Source organism: Aestuariicoccus sp. MJ-SS9 (assembly GCF_032586235.1).
In the GTDB taxonomy this organism is placed as follows: Bacteria; Pseudomonadota; Alphaproteobacteria; order Rhodobacterales; family Rhodobacteraceae; genus Aestuariicoccus.
Window position 1 is genome coordinate 39,008 of the sequence record NZ_JAWHTD010000012.1, and the last position, 20,319, is coordinate 59,326.

Consider the following 20,319-nt stretch of genomic DNA (forward strand, 5'->3'; position numbering starts at 1 on the left):
CGCGCCTCAGCGCTCGCCCGGCGTGGCATAGCGCGCGGCCAGCGGCCTCGGCGCGGGCTGACGGGCATAGCTGACGTACAAAGGATGGCGCGGATGCCCGGCCTTGGTCAGCCCCAGATGCAGGGTCTGCGGCGGCAACAGAGGCGCGACCTCGGCCGCGCGGCCCAAGAGTGCGCCATGCACGCCCCATGCGGCGATCACGTCGCGCGCGCCCCCGCACCATTCCACCAGGATCGCATCGTTTTCGGCCCCGACCGGATCGGCGGCGCGGCGCAGATCGGCGGGCTGCGTCGCGCGGAACGCGAAGAGGTTGACGATCCGCAAGCCGCCATAGCCCATCGCCCGCGCCCGCCGTTCGCAGCGTTCGATGGTCGGGTCGTTGCGCAATTCCGTCGCGGTCGAGGGGTTGAGCATGACAAAGGCGAGCGCCCCGTGGCCGCTGTCCCAGACGCGCTCCAGCCCATAGCGATAAGCCTCGCACTCGGAATAGAGCGCCAGCGACGCGCTGTCGTCGGACCGGTGCCGCCGCTCGATCACCGCCCAGTCTCAGCCATGGTTGAAGACGCGGGTGGGATGCAGCGCGCCAGCCTTGAACACGCCGACTGCGACGGCATGGCCGTCGAGCGCGGCCCAGGCCTCTTCGCCGTATTCGACGTCGGACCCGATCACCAGCCCCGGATTGCCGTGGCGCAGCCTGGCCGCGGCCTCGGGCGTGCAGGAAAGCTGCGGCAGATCCGCCAGCCCCTCCTCGACCGGGCGCAGATAGGTGTCCAGATCGGGCGTCCTGGCCATCGCTTCGATCTGGTCGAGCGTCAGGCCGTCCTCGGCGTCGAAGGGCCCCGACCAGACCCGGCGCAGGCGCACGACATGGCCGTAACAGCCCAAAGCCTTGCCCAAGTCGCGCGCGATGGACCGGACATAGCCGCCCTTGCCGCAGGTCATTTCCAGCTCGACGTGGTCGGGATCGGGGCGGCCGGTCATGACCAGTTCCTCGACCCACAGCGGACGCGCCGCCAGCTCCATCTCTTCGCCGTCGCGAGCGCGCTTGTAGGCGCGCTCGCCGTCGATCTTGACGGCGGAAAACTGCGGCGGGACCTGTTCGATGTCGCCGACGAACTGGTGCAGCGCCTCCTTGATCTCGTCATCGGTCGGGCGGGCGTCGCTTTCGGCGATCACCTCGCCCTCGGCGTCATCGGTGTTGGTCGCCTGCCCCAGCCGCACCAGAAAGCGATAAGCCTTCAGCGCATCGGTCACGTAAGGCACCGTCTTGGTCGCCTCGCCCAGCGCGATGGCCAGCACGCCGGTCGCCTCGGGGTCGAGCGTGCCCGCGTGCCCGGCCTTCTTGGCCGAGAACGCCCAGCGCACCTTGTTGACCACAGCGGTCGAGGTCATGCCGGCGGGCTTGTCCACCACCAGCCAGCCCGAAATGTCCCGTCCCTTGCGCGCGCGTCCCATATTCCACCCTTACGTCAGAGGGCGGCGGGGTAGCAACGCGGGCGGGTGGTGTCAATTGACCGTAAGCCGCGCGACCGGCGGCGCGCTTGTCGACAGCAACCCGACCGCGCGCGCTGCGATCAGCGCGCCCCAGGCCGCCAGCAGGTTCGCCAGCAGCGCCGCCGCCAGGATGCCCGCAAAGCCGAAGGCCCAGACCCCGGCCCATGCCAGCGGCACATAGACCAGCGCGATCCGTGCCGCCGAGAGGCCCATCGACCAAAGCGCCCGGTCCCGCGCGTTCATCGCTGCGTTGGCGGTCACCAGAATGCCGTAGCCAAAGAACCCCAGGCTGACGATCCGCAGATATTGCGCGGCAAAGCCCGACGCATCCGAGCCGTCGGTCATGAGCCGCGCCAGCGGGTCGGCAAAAATCCAAAGAACTGCGCTCAGAGCGGCGCCGTATCCGACGCATATCCCGAAGGTCAAAGCCGTTGCCGCCTGGGCGCGCGCCCGGTTCTCCGCGCCCCAGGCCTGCCCCACCACCGGGCCGATGCCGGCCGAAAGCGCCAACATCGGGACGAAGAGCAGCGATTGCACCCGCGTCGCCGCGCCGAACCCCGCCACCGCGGCGTCGCCCAGCGTGGCCACCGCCCCGGTCACCAGCGCCATGCCCGCCGGGTTGATCGCGTTGGACAGCGCGGCGGGGCCGCCGATGCGCGTTACACGCCGGAAGGTGTCGCCGATCCCGTCGAGCGCGCGCATGTTCAGGCAGAGCCTCCCGGACCGCACCGCAAAGACCGCCAGCCCCGCAAAGGCCAGAACCCGCGCCGCGAATGTGGCCACGCCCGCGCCTTCGATCCCCAGCCCAGGAACCGGGCCGAACCCAAAGATGAAGAGCGGGTTAAGCGCGATATTCATCAGCGATTGCGATAGCATCACCGCCGCCGCGATCCGGCTTTCGCCGCCCGCCCGGTAAACGGCGTTGAGCGCCATGCCCCCGGCCATGAACGGAAAGCTGAGGCACCACCACGGCATGTAGGCCAGAACGCCCTCCAGCACCGCGCTGCGCGCACCCATCGCGGCGAAGAGTACCGGGGCGAGCAGAAAGACCAGCGCCGCGGCCAGCGACGCCAGAACGGACGCATAGAGCAAGGAATGCAGCGCAAGCCGGGCCGACCGGCCGTCATCGCCGCCCGAGCGGCCAAGCGCCTGGCTGACCACGGCTGACGTCCCCGCCCCCAGCCCGATCGACAGCGAGGTGACGGCGACGATCACCGGATAGATGAAACCGATGGCGCTCAGCGCGGTCTCGCCCGCGCGCGCCAGGAAATAGGCATCGGCAAGCCCCACGCTCAGCACCCCGAGGATACCGATTGTCATGGGGGCCGAGACGCGCCACAGGGCGCGCCCGACGGGGCCTTCGTTCAGATCTCTGGTGGCGCTCATGCGTTGCCTGCCTCGTTGCATTGGACGCTTTCCAACGCATCGGGCCGTCAAACGTTCCGGTAGGGCTTAGCCCGGGTCCTTGGCCAGCGCCAGCGTGGTGTCGCGCAGCCAGCCGACGAATTCGCGCTGGGTGCCGTGCCACTTGCGCACCTCGTCGGGCAGGATCGGCCGACCGACCACCGGCGCCTGCGGCTTGCGGCAGGCGTGCACCACCTCGTGGATCAAGAGCCCCTGGCGCAGCGTCGGCGACACCTGGTTGGCCATCTGGTACCAACGCGAGTTCTGGCCGGGGAAGTAGATCGGCACCACGGTCGCGCCAGAGCGCTGGATCATCTTGGCGGTGAACGGGTTCCAGCCCGCCTCGATCGCCGGGCCGAACATCGTCTCGGACGAGGCCACGACACCGGACGGAAAGAGCACGATCACGCCCTCGGCCTTGAGATGCTCCATCGCTCGGGCGCGCATCTGAAGGCTTTGTTCACGCGCGTCTTCCTCATGCGGGAAGGGCACCGGGATCATGAATTCCTCGATCTCGTCGACCCCGGTCAGCAGCGAGCGGGTGAGGATCCTGTAATCTGTACGCACACGGCCGATCAGTTCGGCCAGGATCATGCCGTCGACCAGCCCGTGCGGGTGATTGGCCACCACGATCACCGGCCCGGTCTTGGGGATGCGCGCGATCTGCTCGGGCGGGGTGCGCAGCTCGATCCCCATGATATCAAGGGCCTGACGCCAGAACGCCTGACCGGTCGCCGGGCCCATCCGCTCAAACCGGCGCACCATGCGAAGAAGCGGGATTTTGCCCGTCAACCACTCCATCGTGCGGATGGTGTTGGCCTTCCACGGGTTCGTGAAGGTGTTGGCGTAGCTCAGCTTGCGCTTGTCATAGGGGACAGCGTCGGTCTTGGGCCCAGTCTTCACGGCAGAGGCTTGATAGATATCTATCATAATGCCTATGGGTCCAACTCCTTCACACGAGGGGCGGCATCCCTCAGGTCTCTTCGCCAAAGCGATCGGCAACCAACGCCTCGATCGCATCCGCCAGGGCCAGCGCGTCCGGCCCCGAGGTCTGAACCTCAATAGTGGTTCCTTTCGAGGCTGCCAACATCAAAAGGCCCATGATGCTGTCGCCGCTGGCCGTCAGCCCGTCCTTCAAGACCTCGGCCTGCGCGTCGAAGCCTTCGACGACCTCGACCAGCTTGGCCGAGGCCCGCGCGTGCAGGCCTTTCTCGTTCACGATCTTGAGGCTGCGGTGGACTGTGTCACTCATGAGAGGGGGGCGCTTTCATCATTCAGTCTGCGGAACCGGCGCCGTCCTTGGCGCGCACGTTCTGAGAATCGATATATTTCCGTCCGGCCTCTAGCGCATCGCGCACCGCGACCGCCACCGATTTGTCGCGGCTCTTGGCCAGTTTGATCAGCATCGGCAGGTTGGCGCCATAAAGGATGCGGCGGTCCTCGGGCTGGCAGGCCCGCAGGCTAAGGTTGGAGGGCGAGCCGCCGAACATGTCGGTCACCAGAACCACGCCGTCGCCGGTGTCGACCTGATCCGCCGCTGCGCAAATCTCGGCCTGCTTGGCGGCGCGGTCGTGGTCGGCCTCGATCGAGATCGCCTGGATGCCTTTCTGGTGACCGACCACATGCTCGACCGCCGCGAGGTATTCGCGCGCCAGCCCGCCATGTGCCACGATCACGATGCCGATCAACCCGGTGCCTTTCCGTCTGTTGGTGTCCTTGCGCCGGGCGTGAGGGGCAATCGCCTGCGCTCCAGCTCGCGATGCTTAATTGACACCTGCCAGCCTTCCGCCGCAAGGCCGCTTGCCACCTTTTCCGTCACGAATACCGACCTGTGTTGCCCGCCGGTACACCCGAAGCCCAGAGAAAAATGCGCCTTGCCCTCGGCCACATATGCCGGAAGAAGAAAAAGCGTCAATTCAATCGCCTTTTGGATGAATCCCGAAAATCGGTCGTCGTCCGAGACATACTCGGCGACGGCCGCGTCCAGCCCGGTCATGCCGCGCAGCTCTGGCACCCAATGCGGGTTGCGCAGGAAGCGGCAGTCGAGCGCCATGTCGAGCCCCTGCGGCAGGCCGCGCTTGTAGGAGAACGAGTGCAGCGAGATCGCCATGCGCTGGCCGGTCTCCATGCCAAACCAGCCCTGCATTTCGCTGCGCAGGTCGTGCGGTGTCAGTTCGGTGGTGTCGATCAGAATGTCGGCGCCGATGCGGACGCCTTCGAGCAGGGCAATCTCGCGCGCAATGCCTTCCGTGGGCGTTTCGTCGGGGGCGAGCGGGTGGCGGCGGCGGGTTTCGGAATAGCGCCGGGCCAGCACCTCGGGGGCGCAGTCGAGATAAAGCAGCGAGGACGAGCGGTCTATGTTCGCATTCATCTGGGCGTGCAGATCAAGCAGGCCGCCTGCGGAAAACTCGCGGTTGCGCACGTCGATGCCCAGCGCCACGGGCCGCGCCAGTGCCGGACCCTCCATCAGGCGGGGGATCAGGCTGAGCGGCATGTTGTCGATCGCCTCATAGCCCAGATCCTCGAGCGCGTTGATCGCCGTGGCCCGCCCGGCCCCGGACGGGCCGGTGACCAGCACGACCCTGTGCGATCCCGGCGGTGACGGCGTCATTGTTCAGCATCCTTTCTTCCCACCCTGAGATATTGCACCAGGGCGGCGGGAAAACCGGGACTGTCGACCTTGTGAAGAAGCGGCAGCGATTGGCCCAGTATCGCCATGCTGCGCTGCGGCGGCAACCTCTGAATTTCGGTCTGGTCCAGATCGACAACGGCGGTCAGGATCGCGCCGTCCACCGCTTCGGCATGCAAAAGCCCGATGCCGCGCGCCTCGACGAGGCCCCGGATCGGCTCCGGGGCTGCGGCGGCGATGCCGTCGGGCGTTCGGCGCAGCACCACCCGGTCGTCGGCCACCAACGCGGCCCCGCGCGCCATCAGTTCCAGCGCGAGGGTCGATTTGCCGGATCCGGCCTTGCCGAGGATCAGGAGCGCCCGCCCGCTCAGCGCCACGCAGCTGGCGTGCAGGACCGTCGTGTCCCGGCCGCGCATCCGCTCAGATCGGCAGGCCGACCACGAAGCGCGCGCCGAGCGGTTCGGAGGTCACGTCGGCCTCGGTCGGGCGGATGTTCTCGGCCCAGATCACGCCGCCATGCGCCTCGACGATCTGTTTCGAGATCGCCAGCCCCAGACCGGAATTGTTGCCGAAATCGTTTTCGGGGCGCTGCGAGTAGAACCGCTTGAAGATCTTCTGCAACGCCTCGTCGGGGATGCCGGGGCCGGTGTCCTCGACCACCACAAGCACGCGGTTGTCGCGCCGGCGCGCCCAGATGCGGATGGCGTCGCCATCCTCGCAAAAGCTAATGGCGTTGGTGATGAGGTTGACAAAGACCTGCGCCAGCCGCGGTTCCAGCCCGTGGATGGGGATCGGGCGGTTGGGCAGGTCGACGATGAACTCGATCCCCTTCTTGCGGGCATCTTCACCCAGGTATTGCGAGAGGTTGTTCAGCATGTCCAGCAGGTCGAACTGCTGTTCCTCTTCCTTGACCAGCTCGGAATCGAGCCGCGAGGCGTTCGAGATGTCGCTGACCAGACGGTCGAGCCGGCGCACGTCATGTTCGATGACATTGAGCAGCTTTTCGCGGTGATCCTCTTTCTTGACGATCCGCAGCGACCCGATGGCCGAGCGCAGCGACGCCAGCGGGTTCTTGATCTCATGCGCCACGTCGGCGGCGAATTGTTCGTTCGATTCGATCCGGTCGTAGAGCGCGCCGACCATGCCGCGCAACGCCCCCGACAGGCGGCCGATCTCGTCCGGGCGCGCGGTCAGGTCGGGAATGCGGATGCGCCCCGGGGCGACCGACCGGCTGTTGCGGTCGCGTCCCAGTTCGGCGGCATCCGCCAGGTCCGAGATCGGGTTCGAGATGGTCGAGGCCAGCACCAGGCTGAGCCCGATCGACACCAGTGTGGCGATCACGAACATCTGCAGCACGCGTTCCCGTTCGGCCCGCACAGCCGCGTCGATCTCGGCCGCGGTGGCGACGATGGCGACGGTGCCAAGGATGGTGCCGCCCTGCCGGATCGGCGTCAGCGCCGTAAACACGGTTTCCCCGCCCGGCCCGCGCCCCGCGACGATGCGCGTGCGGGACGGATCGCCGGCCTCTATCATCCGGCGCACGCGGTCCTCGAGCACGATCTCGGTCAATGGGGCCGAAAGGCCGAAGAGCCGCGAGGCCCCCTGCCAGAGGCTGTTGAGGAAATCGGAAATCACGGTGCGCTTCGGCTCTGCGGCACCGGGCGGCGTAAGGCCGCGCAAGACGCCCTCGCGCTCGCCGACGAGGAAGTTGCCCGCGTCGAAGATCAGCAGGTCGATGCCGCTGCGCAGGTCGACACCGGCCAGCGTTCCGGTCACGTCGATGCCGTCCGACGCAACGAGGCTGACCGGCGCGCCGGGCGGCAGCTGCGCCTCGAAGATGTCGGCGATCAGCTCGACCTCGGTATAAAGCGCGGCCTGGGTCTGAACCGCCAGCGTATCGCGGGAGGAATTCAGCCAAAGGATCCCCGCCACGAGGATGTTGAGCGCGATCAGGTTGAAGGTGATGATCTTGCGGGTCAGCGGCGAGCGGTTCAGCGAGAACACGCCGCGCCGGGCGCGGTTGGCCTGCAATTCCTGCGAAACCGTTCCGTCGGGCGCGACCCAGTCGTCGCCCAGAACGACATCTGAATCGCGCCGCTCGGCGGCGCGATCGTCGCTGTCTGGAATCCGCTCCGCAAGCGCCATGGCTTACTCTTCGTTGTAGCGGTATCCGATACCGTAGAGCGTCTCGATGGCCGAGAAATCGTCATCGACGCTGCGCATCTTCTTGCGCAGGCGCTTGATGTGGCTGTCGATCGTGCGGTCGTCGACATAGACCTGGTCGTCATAGGCCACGTCCATCAGCTGATCGCGCGACTTCACGAATCCGGGGCGCTGAGCGAGCGCCTGCAACAGCAGGAATTCGGTCACGGTCAGCGAAACATCCTTGCCCTTCCAGGTCACCGAATGGCGCAGCGGGTCCATGGTCAGCGACCCGCGGGTCATCAGCTTGGTTTCCTCGGTGTCGCCGACGATGTCGCCCGCGACCGCCTCTTGCCGGCGCAGCAGCGCGCGGATGCGTTCGACCAGCAGGCGCTGGCTGAAAGGCTTCTTCACATAATCGTCCGCGCCCATCCGCAGGCCCAGAACCTCGTCGATCTCGTCGTCCTTGGAGGTCAGGAAAATCACCGGCATCTTGGATTTCTGGCGCACCCGCTGCAGCAAATCCATGCCGTCCATGCGCGGCATCTTGATGTCAAAGACGGCCATGTCGGGCATTTTCTTGTTGAACGCGTCCAGCGCGGCCTGCCCGTCATTGTAAGTTTCAACTTCGAAGCCTTCGGCCTCAAGAGTCATGGACACCGATGTCAGGATGTTCCTGTCATCGTCCACAAGGGCGATTTTCGACATGGATTTGGTTTCCTTCGACTGCTCATTTGCCTGTTTTTTTCACCGTTATGCTGGATTTTTGCCTTTACAACAATCCCTAACTGCGATTCAGCAGGCGTTTCCCCCGTGATTGCACGTCAATTTCCGTAAGGAATGGCTAAATTGCCTCACCTTTAACCCTGAGCATTTGAATGGTTGCGCTAAACCGTCGTTGGTTGCGCTAACTGTGCGTTTGCGTCCTGTTCACGCCCCAAACCGACATGTTATGATCGTATATCCGCGGCATGATGCGGCGGAACGGCGCGGCAGCGCGCCTCAAATCGGACCGCCGCAGCTGGCGCGGCTACAGGAGCTTGGCAGATGACATTTGGACGGGTGAACCCGCAATTCCGGCTTGAAGATCAGGGGATCGAAGGGCTGGGCAATGTCTATTACAATCTTATGGAGCCCGCGCTGATCGAAGCCGCGCTCAAACGCGAGGAAGGCCGGCTCGGCAAGGGCGGGTGCTTTATGGTGTCCACGGGCAAGTTCACGGGCCGGTCGCCCAAGGACAAGCACGTCGTCAAGACCGACAGCGTCGCCGACAGCATCTGGTGGGACAACAACGCCGAAATGTCGCCCGAGGGCTTCGATGCACTCTATGACGACATGATCGCCCATATGAAGGGGCGCGACTACTTTGTGCAGGACCTCGTGGGCGGCGCCGATCCGGCGCATTCCATCGACGTGCGCGTGGTGACCGAACTGGCCTGGCACGGTCTGTTCATCCGCCACATGCTGCGCCGCCCCGACCGCGACGAACTGGATGGGTTCACCGCCGATTTCACGGTCATCAACTGCCCCAGCTTCCAGGCGGACCCCGAGCGCCACAACTGCCGGTCGGAAACCGTGATCGCGATGAACTTCGACCGCAAGCTGATCCTGATCGGCGGCACCGAATACGCGGGCGAGAACAAGAAATCGGTGTTCACGCTGCTGAACTATCTGCTGCCCGAAAAGGGCATCATGCCGATGCATTGCTCGGCCAACCATGCCAAGGGCAACCCGGTGGACACCGCGGTCTTCTTCGGTCTGTCGGGCACCGGCAAGACAACCCTGTCGGCCGATCCCGACCGCGTCCTGATCGGCGACGACGAACATGGCTGGTCCGACCGCGGCACCTTCAACTTCGAAGGCGGCTGCTATGCCAAGACCATCAACCTCAGCCGCGAGGCTGAGCCCGAGATCTACGACACCACGACCAAGTTCGGCACGGTGATCGAGAACATGGTCTATGACGAGGACACGTTCGAGCTCGATTTCGACGACGACAGCCTGACCGCCAACATGCGCTGCGCCTATCCGCTCGAATATATCTCGAACGCCTCGGCCACGGCGCTTGGCGGGCATCCCAAGAACATCATCATGCTGACCTGCGACGCCTTCGGCGTGCTGCCGCCCATCGCGCGGTTGACCCCGGCGCAGGCGATGTACCACTTCCTGTCGGGTTTCACCGCCAAGGTCGCCGGAACCGAACGCGGCGTGACCGAACCGCAGCCCACCTTCTCGACCTGCTTCGGCGCGCCCTTCATGCCGCGCCGCCCCGAGGTCTATGGCAACCTGCTGCGCGAAAAGATCGCCAAGCACGGCGCGACCTGCTGGCTGGTCAACACCGGCTGGACCGGCGGCGCCTTCGGCGAGGGTCAGCGGATGCCGATCAAGGCGACGCGAGCGCTGCTGACAGCGGCGCTCAGCGGCTCGCTGGCCGGAGCAGAGTTCCGCAAGGACCCGAATTTCGGCTTCGAGGTGCCGGTCGACGTGGCCGGCGTGCCGAACCTGCTGCTCGACCCGCGCAAGACCTGGGAAGACAAGGCGGCATACGATGCGCAGGCGGAAAAGCTGGTGCAGATGTTCGCCGACAATTTCGCGCAATACGTGCCCTATATCGACGACGACGTGAAGGCCGCCGCCATCGGCTGACCCTCGGCCTCTCGCAGGGACCTGCGATTACGCCCCGGCCACCCGGCCGGGGCGTTTTTTTTGCGTGACGGCGTGTAACCGCCGGGTGGGACGTGCCGGGGCGATTTCGCAAATACCAGCTCCATATCGTGGCGCGTGATGCGCCACCCCAAGAGGACGGATGCGAAGGCGAACGATTCGCGCTATGCTTCGCCATGCGTTTCGTTTTTGCCTTCCTGCTGCTTTTGCCCGCCGCCGCCCTCGCCGCCCCGGCAGAGTTCGACCCCGCCCGTGTAGACGTCACCCAAGGCGCCTTTTGCGAGGTGCCCTCGGTCGAGTCCCGCGACGCGCCCGACACGGCGGCGGGCAAGATCGACCTTTACGCCTCGACGCCCGAATTCATGTGGCTGACGGCGCGGGTTCCGGCGGTGCACGGGATCACCTTCGGCGTGCGGACCCGGATTCTGGATGGCCGTATCCTCAACGGTGCGGTCGTGACCCTGACCCATCCGCCGTTCAAGGGCACCGGCGTGACCCGGCAAAGCTATCTGACCAGCATCGGCGGCGGCGGTGTGTCGATCAACGCCTACACGTTCGACCTGCCCGAGGAACTGGTCACCGGGACCTGGCGCTTTGAGGTTTCCCATCAGGGCCGCACGGTCTATACCGCCGCGTTCGAGGTCGTCCCCGCCCGTGCGATGCCCGAGATCGCCGGGGCTTGCGGCGGCCTGCCGCTCAGCTGAGCGCCGTTCAGCCGCCTAGCCCAGAAACGCGCGCCGCACCAGATTGAGCCCACCCACCAGCAGAACCGCCAGCGTCGCCTTACGGAAGGTCGCGTGGTCGATCCGGTCCTGGATTTTCCCGCCGATCCACATGCCCAGAACCGCCGGCGGGATCATGGACAGCGAAAACAACATGGTCACCGGGTAGAGCACGCCCGACACCATATGCGCCAGTGTCAGCGCCACCGCGCCGAGGCCATAGATCACCCCCTGCACCCGCATCTGTTCGCGCTTTTCGGTGTTGAGCGCGGTCAGATAGGCCACCGTCGGCGGGCCCCAGATGCCCGCAAGCCCGCCCACCAGCCCGGTGAACGCGCCGAACGTCACCTCGAACCGCCGGGTGGGCGTCCGGTTCATGCGCGCCTGCCATCCCAGCAGCTGCGCCAGCGCGAAGGCGGCGACGGGTATCCCGATCAGCGCCATCATGACCTGCCCCGGCAGAAACGTCACCAGCTGCGCCGCCGACACCATCGCCAGCAGACCGGCCCCCAGAAACCAGCGGAACCGATGCACCGTTGCGATCGCCGCCGCGGGCCCCTGCCGCAGGGCCTGCATGCCGTTGGTGACCAGCGTGGGCAGGATCAACCCTGCAAGCGCCAGCCCCGGCGCCATGACGCTGCTCAGCCCCGAGATGATGATCATCGGCATCGCAAAGCCGACCACGCCCTTGACGACGCCCGCAAGGAACGCAACTCCTGTGGCTAGGACCAGGACAATCGGCGGGAAGACATCGAAAAAGCTTTCCATGCCGCCTGCTTACCACGCAGCATCCACGCTGCACCGCAAAAATAGTTTGCGCAATAATAGAACAACATGCCGCATCAAATGGTATTTTTGTTGCGCTGCACCTGCGAAATAGCTATCCCGGGCGGAACAGGACAAAGGAGCTGATTCATGGCGCATGACGGACAAGACCTCGACCTCGCGCAGGACACGATCCTGCCCGGGCTTCTCGATCTGACCGGGGCCGCGCTGGAACCGGCGCGGGGCATTCTGGACAAGGCGAAAGCCCGCGTGCGCGCCATGGTCGACGACGGCGGCAGGGTGTCGGGCGCGCTGATCGAGGCGCACCAGACCGCCGCCCACGGCCTTGCCTGGCTCGCCACCTATGTCGAGGCGCTGCAGCAGATGCAGGTCTGGGCCGACAAGCTGCAGGCCGAGGGCAGCTTTGGCGAGGTCGAGCAGCTGATCCACCAGATCGCCTTTGGCGAATACCTCTGGCAGATTTACGGCGGCCTCCAGATGAACCAGGGCGAAGTGGTCCGCCTGCAGGACATGGGGCTGTCGCAAGAGGACATGCGCGGCCTGATGTGGCCTGCCGTGATGACCCTGACCCAGTCCGGCAACAGCCAGGCCGCGCGGGTGCGGCTGGTCGAACTGATGCAGGAACGCCGGGCAGAGATCACCGTGGGCCGCACCGGGCTCGACGACGAGCTCGAGATGATCCGCGAACAATTCCGCCGCTATGCGCTGGAAAAGGTCGAACCCTTCGCGCACGAATGGCACCTCAAGGATCAGTTGATACCGATGGAGCTGATCGAGGAGCTGGCCGAAATGGGCGTCTTCGGTCTGACCATTCCCGAGGAATACGGCGGGCTGGGGCTTTCCAAGGCGTCGATGTGCGTGGTGTCCGAGGAATTGTCGCGCGGCTATATCGGCGTCGGCTCGCTTGGCACCAGGTCCGAGATCGCGGCCGAGCTGATCCTGGCCGGCGGCACCGACGCGCAAAAGGAAAAGTGGTTGCCGGCGCTGGCCTCGGCGGAAAAGCTGCCCACGGCGGTCTTTACCGAACCCAACACCGGGTCGGACCTGGGCAGCCTGCGGACCCGCGCGGTCAAGGACGAAAATGGCGACTACAGGATCACCGGCAACAAGACCTGGATCACGCATGCCGCCAGAACCCATGTGATGACCCTGCTGGCGCGCACCGATCCCGACACGAGCGACTATAAGGGCCTGTCGATGTTCCTGGCCGAAAAGACACCCGGCGACGATGACGATCCCTTCCCGACCGAGGGTATGACAGGCGGCGAGATCGAGGTGCTGGGCTACCGCGGCATGAAGGAGTACGAGCTGGGCTTCGACGATTTCCGCGTCGCGAGCGACAACCTGCTTGGCGGGGAAGAGGGCAAGGGCTTCAAACAGCTGATGGAAACGTTCGAATCCGCCCGCATCCAGACCGCCGCCCGCGCCATCGGCGTGGCGCAATCGGCGCTGGACGTGTCGATGCGGTATGCCGAGGACCGCAAGCAATTCGGCAAATCGCTGATCGCCTTCCCGCGCGTCGCCTCGAAACTGGCGATGATGGCGGTCGAGATCATGATCGCACGGCAGCTGACGTATTATTCGGCCGCCGAAAAGGACGAGGGCCGCCGCTGCGACCTGGAGGCGGGCATGGCCAAGCTGCTGGGTGCGCGGGTCGCCTGGGCGGCCGCGGACAACGGGCTGCAGATCCACGGCGGAAACGGGTTCGCGCTGGAATACACCATCAGCCGCATCCTGTGCGACGCGCGGATCCTCAACATCTTCGAAGGCGCGGCCGAAATTCAGGCGCAGGTCATCGCCCGCCGCCTGCTCGGCTGATCAACGCCGGGGACCGGAATTTTCCAAAAATTCCGGTCCGATTTCTTTGCAAGAAATCGGTTCAGCCCCGCAGCGTGCCGCCTGTGGCCTTGCCGACCTTCTCGACGATCTTGGCGGCAACCGCCTCGATATCGGCTTCCTTCAGCGTCTTGTCCCTGGGCTGCATCCGCACCGTGATCGCCAGAGATTTACGCCCCTCGCCAAGCGATCCGCCCACGAATTCGTCGAACACGCGCACATCGGCGATCAGCGTCTTGTCGGCGCCGGCTGCCGCGTTGACCAGGTCGAGCGCCTGCACATCCGCATCCACCACAAAGGCGAAATCCCGTTCAACCGCCTGCAGATCGCTCATCTCCAGCGCCGGGCGGGTCGCGCCGGATTTGCGCGGCAGCGGAATTTCCGCAGGCCAGAGGGTGAAGGCCACCGCGGGCCCCTTCACATCCATCTCGCGCAGCACCTTGGGATGCAGCTCGCCGAAGACGCCCAGCGTCTTCTTGGGGCCGAGGCAAATGCGCCCGTGCCGCCCCGGATGCCACCATTCTTCGCCGCCGCGCAAAATCTGCACCTTGGCGGGTGCGCCCATCGCCGCCAGCACCGCCTCGGCATCAGCCTTGGCGTCGAACACGTCGACCGCCCGCGACGCGCCATGCACGTCCTTCGGGCCGGTCCGCCCCACAAGCAGGCCGGTCACCAGAAGATGCTGCTCTTCGGGTTCGCCGCCGTGGAAGGCATGGCCGACCTCGAAGAGCGCCAGATCCGCAAAGCCGCGCGCCTGGTTGCGCGCCGCGGCCTGAAGCAGGCCGGGCAGCAGCGCCGGGCGCATATGGCTCATCTCGGTGCTGATCGGGTTGGCCAGCATGGTCGCATCGTCACCGCCGCCGAAAAGCGCGGCCGACTTTGCATCGACAAAACTGTAGGTCACGCATTCGTTGTACCCCAGCGCCGCACAGGTGCGCCGCGCCGCCTGTTCGCGTTTTTGCTGCGGCGACAGGATCGGACTCGGCACGCCCGGGGCCAGCCGCGGCATTGGCTTGCCCTGCAGCCTGGTCAGCGAGGCGACCCGCGCGACCTCTTCCACCAGATCGGAACCGCCCTGGATATCGGGCCGCCAGGAGGGCACATGCGCCATGTCGCCTTCCAGCCGGAACCCTAGCGCCGTCAGGGTCTGGCGCTGTTCGGCCTCGGGGATCTCCATCCCCACCAGCGAAATCACGCGCTTGGCATCCAGCCGATAGGCGCGCGCCGTGTCCGGCACCGCACCGGCCACCACGACCTCGGACGGCTCGCCCCCCGCGTGATCGAGGATCATGCGCGTCGCAAGTTCCAGCCCCTCCGGCGTGAAGGCCGGATCGACGCCGCGTTCGAACCGATAGCGGGCATCGGAATTGATCTTGAGCGCGCGGCCGGTATAGGCGATCTGGATCGGGTCCCAATAGGCGCTTTCCAGAAAGACATTCGTGGTGTCGGCGGTGCAGCCGCTTGCCTCGCCGCCCATGATCCCGGCGATGCTTTCGGGCTCCTTGTCGTCGGAAATCACCATCTGGCCGGGCTCGAACCTGTAGGTCCTGCCATCGAGCGCCAGCAGCTCTTCGCCGCCCTTGGCACGATGCACCCGCAGATTGCCGCGCACCTTGTCGGCGTCGAAGACGTGCAGCGGGCGGTTGCGGTCGTAGGTGAAGAAGTTGGTCACATCGACCAGAAAATTGATCGGCCGCAGCCCGATGGCGCGCAGCGCATCCTGGAGCCATTGCGGCGAGGGACCATTCTTCACGCCCCGGATGACACGGCCGAAAAACGCCGGGCAGCCGTCCAGTGTGTCGTCGTCGATGGTCACGCCGATGGGCGACGGAAAGACACCCGGCACCGGCTCGGACGCGCGCGCCTTCATGGTCCCCAGCCCGCGCGCCGCCAGATCGCGGGCGATCCCACGCACGCCCAGCGCATCGGGGCGGTTCGGGGTGATGGCGATCTCGATCACCGGATCGACCTTTGCGGGATCGTGCTCGGCCAGCCAGTCGACGAAGGATTGCCCCACCTCGCCCGAGGGCAGCTCGATGATGCCGTCATGTTCGTCGCTGAGTTCCATCTCACGCTCGGAACACATCATGCCGTGGCTTTCGATGCCGCGGATCTTGCCGACCTGGATCGTCGTGTCGATGCCCGGAACATAGGTGCCCGGCTTGGCGATGACTACGGTGATGCCCGCGCGGGCATTCGGCGCGCCGCAGATTATCTGGCTTTCGCCCTCGTCGGTTTGCACATTGCAGACGCGCAGCTTGTCCGCGTCGGGATGTTTTTCCGCCGTCAGCACCTTGCCGATAGTGAAGGCCCGCAACCGCTCGGCGGGATTTGTGACGCCTTCCACCTCGAGCCCGAGGTCGGTCAGCGCCTCGGCGATCTCGTCGACCGTCGCGGTGGTTTCCAGGTGATCCTTCAGCCAGGACAAGGTGAATTTCATGGGCCTACCATCGGTTCTGTTCCGGTTTGCCGCTCTCTAGCGGAATGCGGAGGGGGACGGAAGGGGCGCGTGGCGCCGGGCGGGCGGCGGCCATTGGCGCTACGCAGTCCTGGGCCCGCCCCGGGACCTCGCGACAGGCCGCGCTGCGGGACAGGAGGCCCCGGCGCGGGGGCCGGGGCGCGCGCGGGCCCGGCCCCTTCTGAAACCGCTCAATAGCCGATTGCGCAGCCGTCCTTTCTGGGGTCCGACGCTCCCTCGAGCACGCCGTTGTCGTGGATCAGGATGGCCTGCGCGCCACCCAGCGGCACCTCGGGCGTGACCACATCGTGGCCCATATCCGACAGTTCCTGCCGCACCGCGTCGGAATAGCCCCGCTCCAGCTGCATCTTGCCGCCCTCGGCAAAGCTGCGCGGCGCGTCCAGCGCCGCCTGCGGATCCATGCCGAAATCGGTCATGTTGGTCAGCATCCGCGCGTGGCCGTTGGGCTGGTACTGCCCTCCCATCACGCCGAAGGGCATGGTGACCCGTCCCCCGTCACGCACGATCGCCGGAATGATGGTGTGCATCGGTCGCTTGCCGCCGCCGTATTCGTTCGGATGCCCCGCTTGCAGGGTAAAGCCCGCGCCGCGGTTCTGGAACAGGATGCCGAACTTCTCCGACGCTATCCCCGATCCGAAATCGTTGAAGATCGAATAGATCAGCGACACCGACATGCGGTCGCGGTCGACCACGGTGATATAGATCGTCTCCTTGTGCACCGCCTCGGATACCGCAGCCGCGCTGGCCATCGCCTTTTTCGGGTCGATCAGCGCGGCCAGTTCCTTCGCCGTGTCCATGCTCAGCAGATGATCCAGCCGGGTCATGTGATCGGCATCGGCGATGAACCGGTTGCGCGCGTCATAGGCCAGCTTGGCCGCCTCCGCCTCGAGATGCGCGCGCTGCGCGCCGAAGGGATCGAGGCTGGCGATATCGAACTGCGACAGGATGTTGAGGATCAGGATCGCCGTAGCGCCCTGCCCGTTGGGCGGATGCTCGAGCAGCTCGCGTCCTTTGTAGTGGCCGCCGATGGGATCGCCGATGGTGCAGGCGGTGCTGGCGAAATCATCCTCGGTGTGCACGCCGCCCATCGCGTTGAGCGTGGCCAGCATGTCGTCGGCCACCTCGCCCTTGTAGAACCCGTCGCGCCCCTGCGCGGCGACCCGGCGCAGCACCTCGGCATTGCCCGGCAGCGCGAAGATGTCGCCATATTGCGGGATGGCCCCGCCGGCATGAAGGTAATGCCGACGCCCGTGGCCCTGCAACAGCGGCTCGGCGCGCTGCCAGTCCCAGGCCACGCGCGCGCTGACAGGTATGCCCTCGTCCATATAGCGGATCGCCGGTTGCAGGCTGTCGGCCAGCCCCAGCTTGCCCCATCTCTCGGACATGGTGCAGAACGCGTCGATCGCGCCTGGGATGGTGACGGCCGGCGTATCGCGTTTCGGCACCGTCTCGTGCCCCGCCGCGCGCATGGCGGCGGCGGTTCCGGCGGCGGGCGCGCGGCCCGAACCGTTGACCGCGATCACGTCGTCGGTCCCCGCCGGGGACACCAGCGCAAAGAGATCGCCGCCGATCCCGGTCATCTGCGGCTCGGCCAGCCCGAGGATCACCGCCCCCGCAATCGCCGCGTCCATCGCGTTGCCGCCATCCTGCAGAATACCCACCGCGGCCTGGGCCGCCAGCGGATGCGACGTGGCACAAAGGCCGTTGGTCGCCATGACGGCGGACCGCCCGGGCATATGAAAATCGCGCATATCGTGTCTCCCCTCGCTCGGCCGCGAAGATATACGCAGGGCGGTCGAGGTCAATCGCACAGAGTCGGGCTTTCGGGGAGAGCTGGGAAGTACCTCGGCACCGCGCACTGGGTGGGGGCTGTTAAGACGCGATGCCGAGGGAAGCCATATGCAGCTACAGGATCATGTATGCGCGGGCATTCGGGCCGTATTTTGATCAGATCAAGGCAAGTGTACGGCATCGCGAAAAGCCTTCCTCCCGCCCTTATGCGGGGACGGCGGGGACCCACAGCTCCAGCCGGTTTTCGCCATCGGAGCGGTAATATTCCACCCGGGACGCCAGCGTCTGGATCAAAAGCCAGCCGAAGCCACCCTCCGGCAAGTTTTCGACCGGCGCGAAAAGATCGGCGGGCGCGACCTGCGGAATGGCCTCGTTGGGCAACGGGCCGCCACGGTCGCGCACAACGATATGCACCTCGGCCGCGCTTTCGGCCGCGCGCACGCACACCTCGCCAGGCGCGCGCCCGGCATAGGCGTGTTCCACGACATTGTTCAGCACTTCGGCCAGCAACAGCTGGAGATCGCCCTGGCATTCGGGGCAAAGCGCGGTCCGCCGCAACGCGGTCCGGATGTCCTGAAGCGCCGCGCGCACCCGCAGCGGGCGCGCTTCGAACCTCAGGCAGAAAAGCGCACTGGGTGCCGTCTCCTTTGCAGAGGTCCGCGTCACCCGTACCACCGCATCGCCGCCTAACCCGCCGCCGCGGCGCGCGCCGCGGGCAGGTCGTCATGAATGGCGAAGATCGTGTTCATGCGGGTCAGCCGAAACACCCTGTCCACCATGGGCTGCAGTCCGCAGAGCGCGATGTTCTGCCCGCCGTTCAGCTGCTTCATCGCGGCGACGATCGCGCCCAGCCCGCTGGAATCCACGAAATCGACCTTGCCGAGGTCGAGGATCACCCGCCCCGTTCCACCGCTCGTCAATTCGCGCATCCGGTCCTTGAACTGGATCGCCACCGCCGCATCGATTCGCGTCTCGTCGACCGAAATGACCAGCGTTTCGTCCTCCTGCACCGTCTCGAGCTTCATGATCGGCAGTCCTTTTCGTTCTGAATCGGCTAACAGGTTTTCCTGCTCACCGAGGCTAGACGGCAATCGTTACCATTCTGTATGCAGAATAAGACGAAACCGAGGGAGCGAGACATGCAGGACGTTGTGATCACCGGGGCCGCGCGGACGGCGATGGGCGGCTTTCAGGGCACGCTGGCGCCCGCCGACGCCCCCGCTCTTGGCGGGGCGGCCATCGCCGCCGCCCTGCGCCAGGCGGGAAATCCCGCGGTCGACGAACTTTTGATGGGCTGCGTCCTGCCCGCCGGTCAGGGCCAGGCTCCTGCCCGGCAGGCCGGCTTCGCTGCCGGTCTGGGCGAAGAGGTGCCCGCCACGACGCTCAACAAGATGTGCGGCTCGGGCATGAAAGCCGCGATGATGGCCTGGGACCGGCTGGCGCTGGGTCACGCCGACACCATCGTCGCGGGCGGCATGGAATCCATGACCAACGCGCCCTACCTCTTGCCCAAGATGCGCGGCGGCGCCCGGCTCGGGCATGGGCAGGTGATCGACCACATGTTCCTCGACGGGCTCGAAGACGCCTATGACAAGGGCCGCCTGATGGGCACCTTCGCCGAGGATTGCGCCGAGGCGTTCCAGTTCACGCGCGAGGCGCAGGATCACTACGCGCTGGCCTCGCTGTCGAACGCGCTGGATGCCGAACGCAGCGGGGCGTTTGAGCGCGAGATCGCACCGGTCAGGATCCACGCCCGCACCGGAGAAGAGGTCATCACCCGCGACGAACAGCCCGGCAACGCCCGCCCCGAAAAGATCCCGCATCTGAAACCGGCCTTCCGCAAGAACGGCACGGTGACTCCGGCCAACAGCTCCTCGATCTCCGACGGCGCCGCGGCGCTCACCCTGATGACCCGCGCCGCCGCCGACAGCGCCGGGGTCGCGCCGCGCGCCCGCATCGTCGGCCACGCCAGCCACGCCCAGGCTCCGGGCCTCTTCACCACCGCACCGATCCCGGCGGCGCAAAAGCTGCTCGACCGGATCGGCTGGCGCAAACAGGACGTCGACCTCTGGGAGGTCAACGAGGCCTTCGCCGTGGTCCCCATGGCCTTCATGCGCGAAATGGGCCTGCCCCGCGACATCGTCAACGTCAACGGCGGTGCCTGCGCTCTGGGCCACCCCATCGGCGCCTCCGGCGCGCGAATCATCGTCACGCTGCTGCACGCACTCGAAGCACGCGGCCTGAAACGCGGCGTCGCCGCCATCTGCATCGGCGGCGGCGAAGGCACAACCATCGCAATCGAACTTCCCTGATCCTTCACTGATCCTGAAATATCCCGGGGGTGTGGGGGCTGGCCCCCACTCCGCCGCCCA

The 20,319-nt window shown here is 66.1% G+C and carries 19 protein-coding genes; 4 read left to right on the forward strand and 15 right to left on the reverse strand.

Going from position 1 to position 20,319, the window contains the following annotated elements; all coding sequences use genetic code 11:
* Positions 1-6: 6 nt before the first annotated feature.
* From RXV88_RS10570 to RXV88_RS10615, 10 genes are all read right to left on the reverse strand, one after another.
* On the reverse strand, positions 7-537 hold the full coding sequence (locus RXV88_RS10570) for a DUF1643 domain-containing protein (RefSeq protein WP_316292645.1): 531 nt from the start codon (positions 535-537) through the stop codon (positions 7-9).
* A 9-nt stretch (positions 538-546) separates the two neighbouring features.
* Positions 547-1,455: a tRNA pseudouridine(55) synthase TruB gene (truB, locus tag RXV88_RS10575; protein ID WP_316292647.1), complete on the reverse strand. Its 909-nt coding sequence runs from the start codon at positions 1,453-1,455 to the stop codon at positions 547-549.
* 51 nt (positions 1,456-1,506) lie between these two features.
* Complete coding sequence (locus RXV88_RS10580; RefSeq protein ID WP_316292649.1) at positions 1,507-2,880, reverse strand: MATE family efflux transporter; 1,374 nt, start codon at positions 2,878-2,880, stop codon at positions 1,507-1,509.
* A gap of 66 nt (positions 2,881-2,946) precedes the next feature.
* Positions 2,947-3,828 carry a lysophospholipid acyltransferase family protein gene (locus tag RXV88_RS10585; protein WP_316292650.1) on the reverse strand — a complete coding sequence of 294 codons (882 nt, stop codon included), beginning with the start codon at positions 3,826-3,828 and terminating at the stop codon, positions 2,947-2,949.
* 43 nt (positions 3,829-3,871) lie between these two features.
* A complete protein-coding gene (locus RXV88_RS10590) occupies positions 3,872-4,150 on the reverse strand; it encodes an HPr family phosphocarrier protein (protein WP_316292651.1) in 279 nt (92 codons plus the stop codon).
* Between the two features lie 22 nt (positions 4,151-4,172).
* Complete coding sequence (locus tag RXV88_RS10595; RefSeq protein ID WP_316292652.1) at positions 4,173-4,586, reverse strand: PTS fructose transporter subunit IIA; 414 nt, start codon at positions 4,584-4,586, stop codon at positions 4,173-4,175.
* Complete coding sequence (rapZ, locus tag RXV88_RS10600) at positions 4,583-5,509, reverse strand: RNase adapter RapZ (RefSeq protein ID WP_316292654.1); 927 nt, start codon at positions 5,507-5,509, stop codon at positions 4,583-4,585. The genes RXV88_RS10595 and rapZ overlap by 4 nt, the downstream gene beginning before the upstream one ends.
* Positions 5,506-5,943 (reverse strand): HPr kinase/phosphatase C-terminal domain-containing protein, encoded by a 438-nt coding sequence (locus RXV88_RS10605; RefSeq protein ID WP_316292656.1) that lies wholly within the window; start codon positions 5,941-5,943, stop codon positions 5,506-5,508. Before RXV88_RS10605 ends, rapZ begins: the two co-directional genes overlap by 4 nt.
* A 4-nt stretch (positions 5,944-5,947) precedes the next feature.
* A complete protein-coding gene (locus RXV88_RS10610; RefSeq protein WP_316292658.1) occupies positions 5,948-7,672 on the reverse strand; it encodes a sensor histidine kinase in 1,725 nt (574 codons plus the stop codon).
* 3 nt (positions 7,673-7,675) lie between these two features.
* Positions 7,676-8,377 (reverse strand): response regulator transcription factor, encoded by a 702-nt coding sequence (locus RXV88_RS10615; RefSeq protein WP_316292660.1) that lies wholly within the window; start codon positions 8,375-8,377, stop codon positions 7,676-7,678.
* 339 nt (positions 8,378-8,716) lie between these two features.
* Between RXV88_RS10615 and RXV88_RS10620 the strand changes: the two genes are divergently transcribed.
* Both RXV88_RS10620 and RXV88_RS10625 read left to right on the forward strand, forming a co-directional pair.
* On the forward strand, positions 8,717-10,315 hold the full coding sequence (locus tag RXV88_RS10620; RefSeq protein WP_316292662.1) for a phosphoenolpyruvate carboxykinase: 1,599 nt from the start codon (positions 8,717-8,719) through the stop codon (positions 10,313-10,315).
* Between the two features lie 194 nt (positions 10,316-10,509).
* Complete coding sequence (locus RXV88_RS10625) at positions 10,510-11,037, forward strand: DUF3859 domain-containing protein (RefSeq protein WP_316292663.1); 528 nt, start codon at positions 10,510-10,512, stop codon at positions 11,035-11,037.
* A 15-nt stretch (positions 11,038-11,052) separates the two neighbouring features.
* Here RXV88_RS10625 and RXV88_RS10630 read toward each other — a convergent pair whose 3' ends face one another.
* Positions 11,053-11,823, reverse strand: a complete 771-nt coding sequence (locus RXV88_RS10630) for a sulfite exporter TauE/SafE family protein (protein ID WP_316292665.1) — start codon at positions 11,821-11,823, stop codon at positions 11,053-11,055.
* Positions 11,824-11,970: 147 nt separating this feature from the next.
* On the opposite strand from RXV88_RS10630, the gene RXV88_RS10635 reads away from it, so the two are divergent.
* The gene (locus tag RXV88_RS10635) at positions 11,971-13,659 is read left to right on the forward strand and encodes an acyl-CoA dehydrogenase family protein (RefSeq protein ID WP_316292667.1); all 1,689 of its coding nucleotides are present in this window, start codon (positions 11,971-11,973) and stop codon (positions 13,657-13,659) included.
* A gap of 61 nt (positions 13,660-13,720) precedes the next feature.
* On the opposite strand, the gene pheT is transcribed toward RXV88_RS10635, so the two are convergent.
* The 4 genes from pheT to RXV88_RS10655 all read right to left on the reverse strand — a co-directional run bounded on the left by pheT (position 13,721) and on the right by RXV88_RS10655 (position 18,972).
* Positions 13,721-16,117 carry a phenylalanine--tRNA ligase subunit beta gene (pheT, locus tag RXV88_RS10640; RefSeq protein WP_316292669.1) on the reverse strand — a complete coding sequence of 799 codons (2,397 nt, stop codon included), beginning with the start codon at positions 16,115-16,117 and terminating at the stop codon, positions 13,721-13,723.
* Positions 16,118-16,326: 209 nt separating this feature from the next.
* Entirely contained in the window at positions 16,327-17,907 is a 1,581-nt protein-coding gene (locus RXV88_RS10645; protein ID WP_316292670.1) for a gamma-glutamyltransferase family protein, read from the reverse strand.
* 244 nt (positions 17,908-18,151) lie between these two features.
* Positions 18,152-18,613, reverse strand: coding sequence for an ATP-binding protein (locus RXV88_RS10650; protein ID WP_316292672.1), 462 nt, complete (start codon positions 18,611-18,613; stop codon positions 18,152-18,154).
* A gap of 20 nt (positions 18,614-18,633) precedes the next feature.
* A complete protein-coding gene (locus RXV88_RS10655) occupies positions 18,634-18,972 on the reverse strand; it encodes an STAS domain-containing protein (RefSeq protein WP_316292674.1) in 339 nt (112 codons plus the stop codon).
* A 114-nt stretch (positions 18,973-19,086) separates the two neighbouring features.
* Here RXV88_RS10655 and RXV88_RS10660 point away from each other — a divergent pair, with 114 nt between their 5' ends.
* On the forward strand, positions 19,087-20,259 hold the full coding sequence (locus tag RXV88_RS10660) for an acetyl-CoA C-acyltransferase (protein WP_316292676.1): 1,173 nt from the start codon (positions 19,087-19,089) through the stop codon (positions 20,257-20,259).
* Positions 20,260-20,319: the final 60 nt, after the last annotated feature.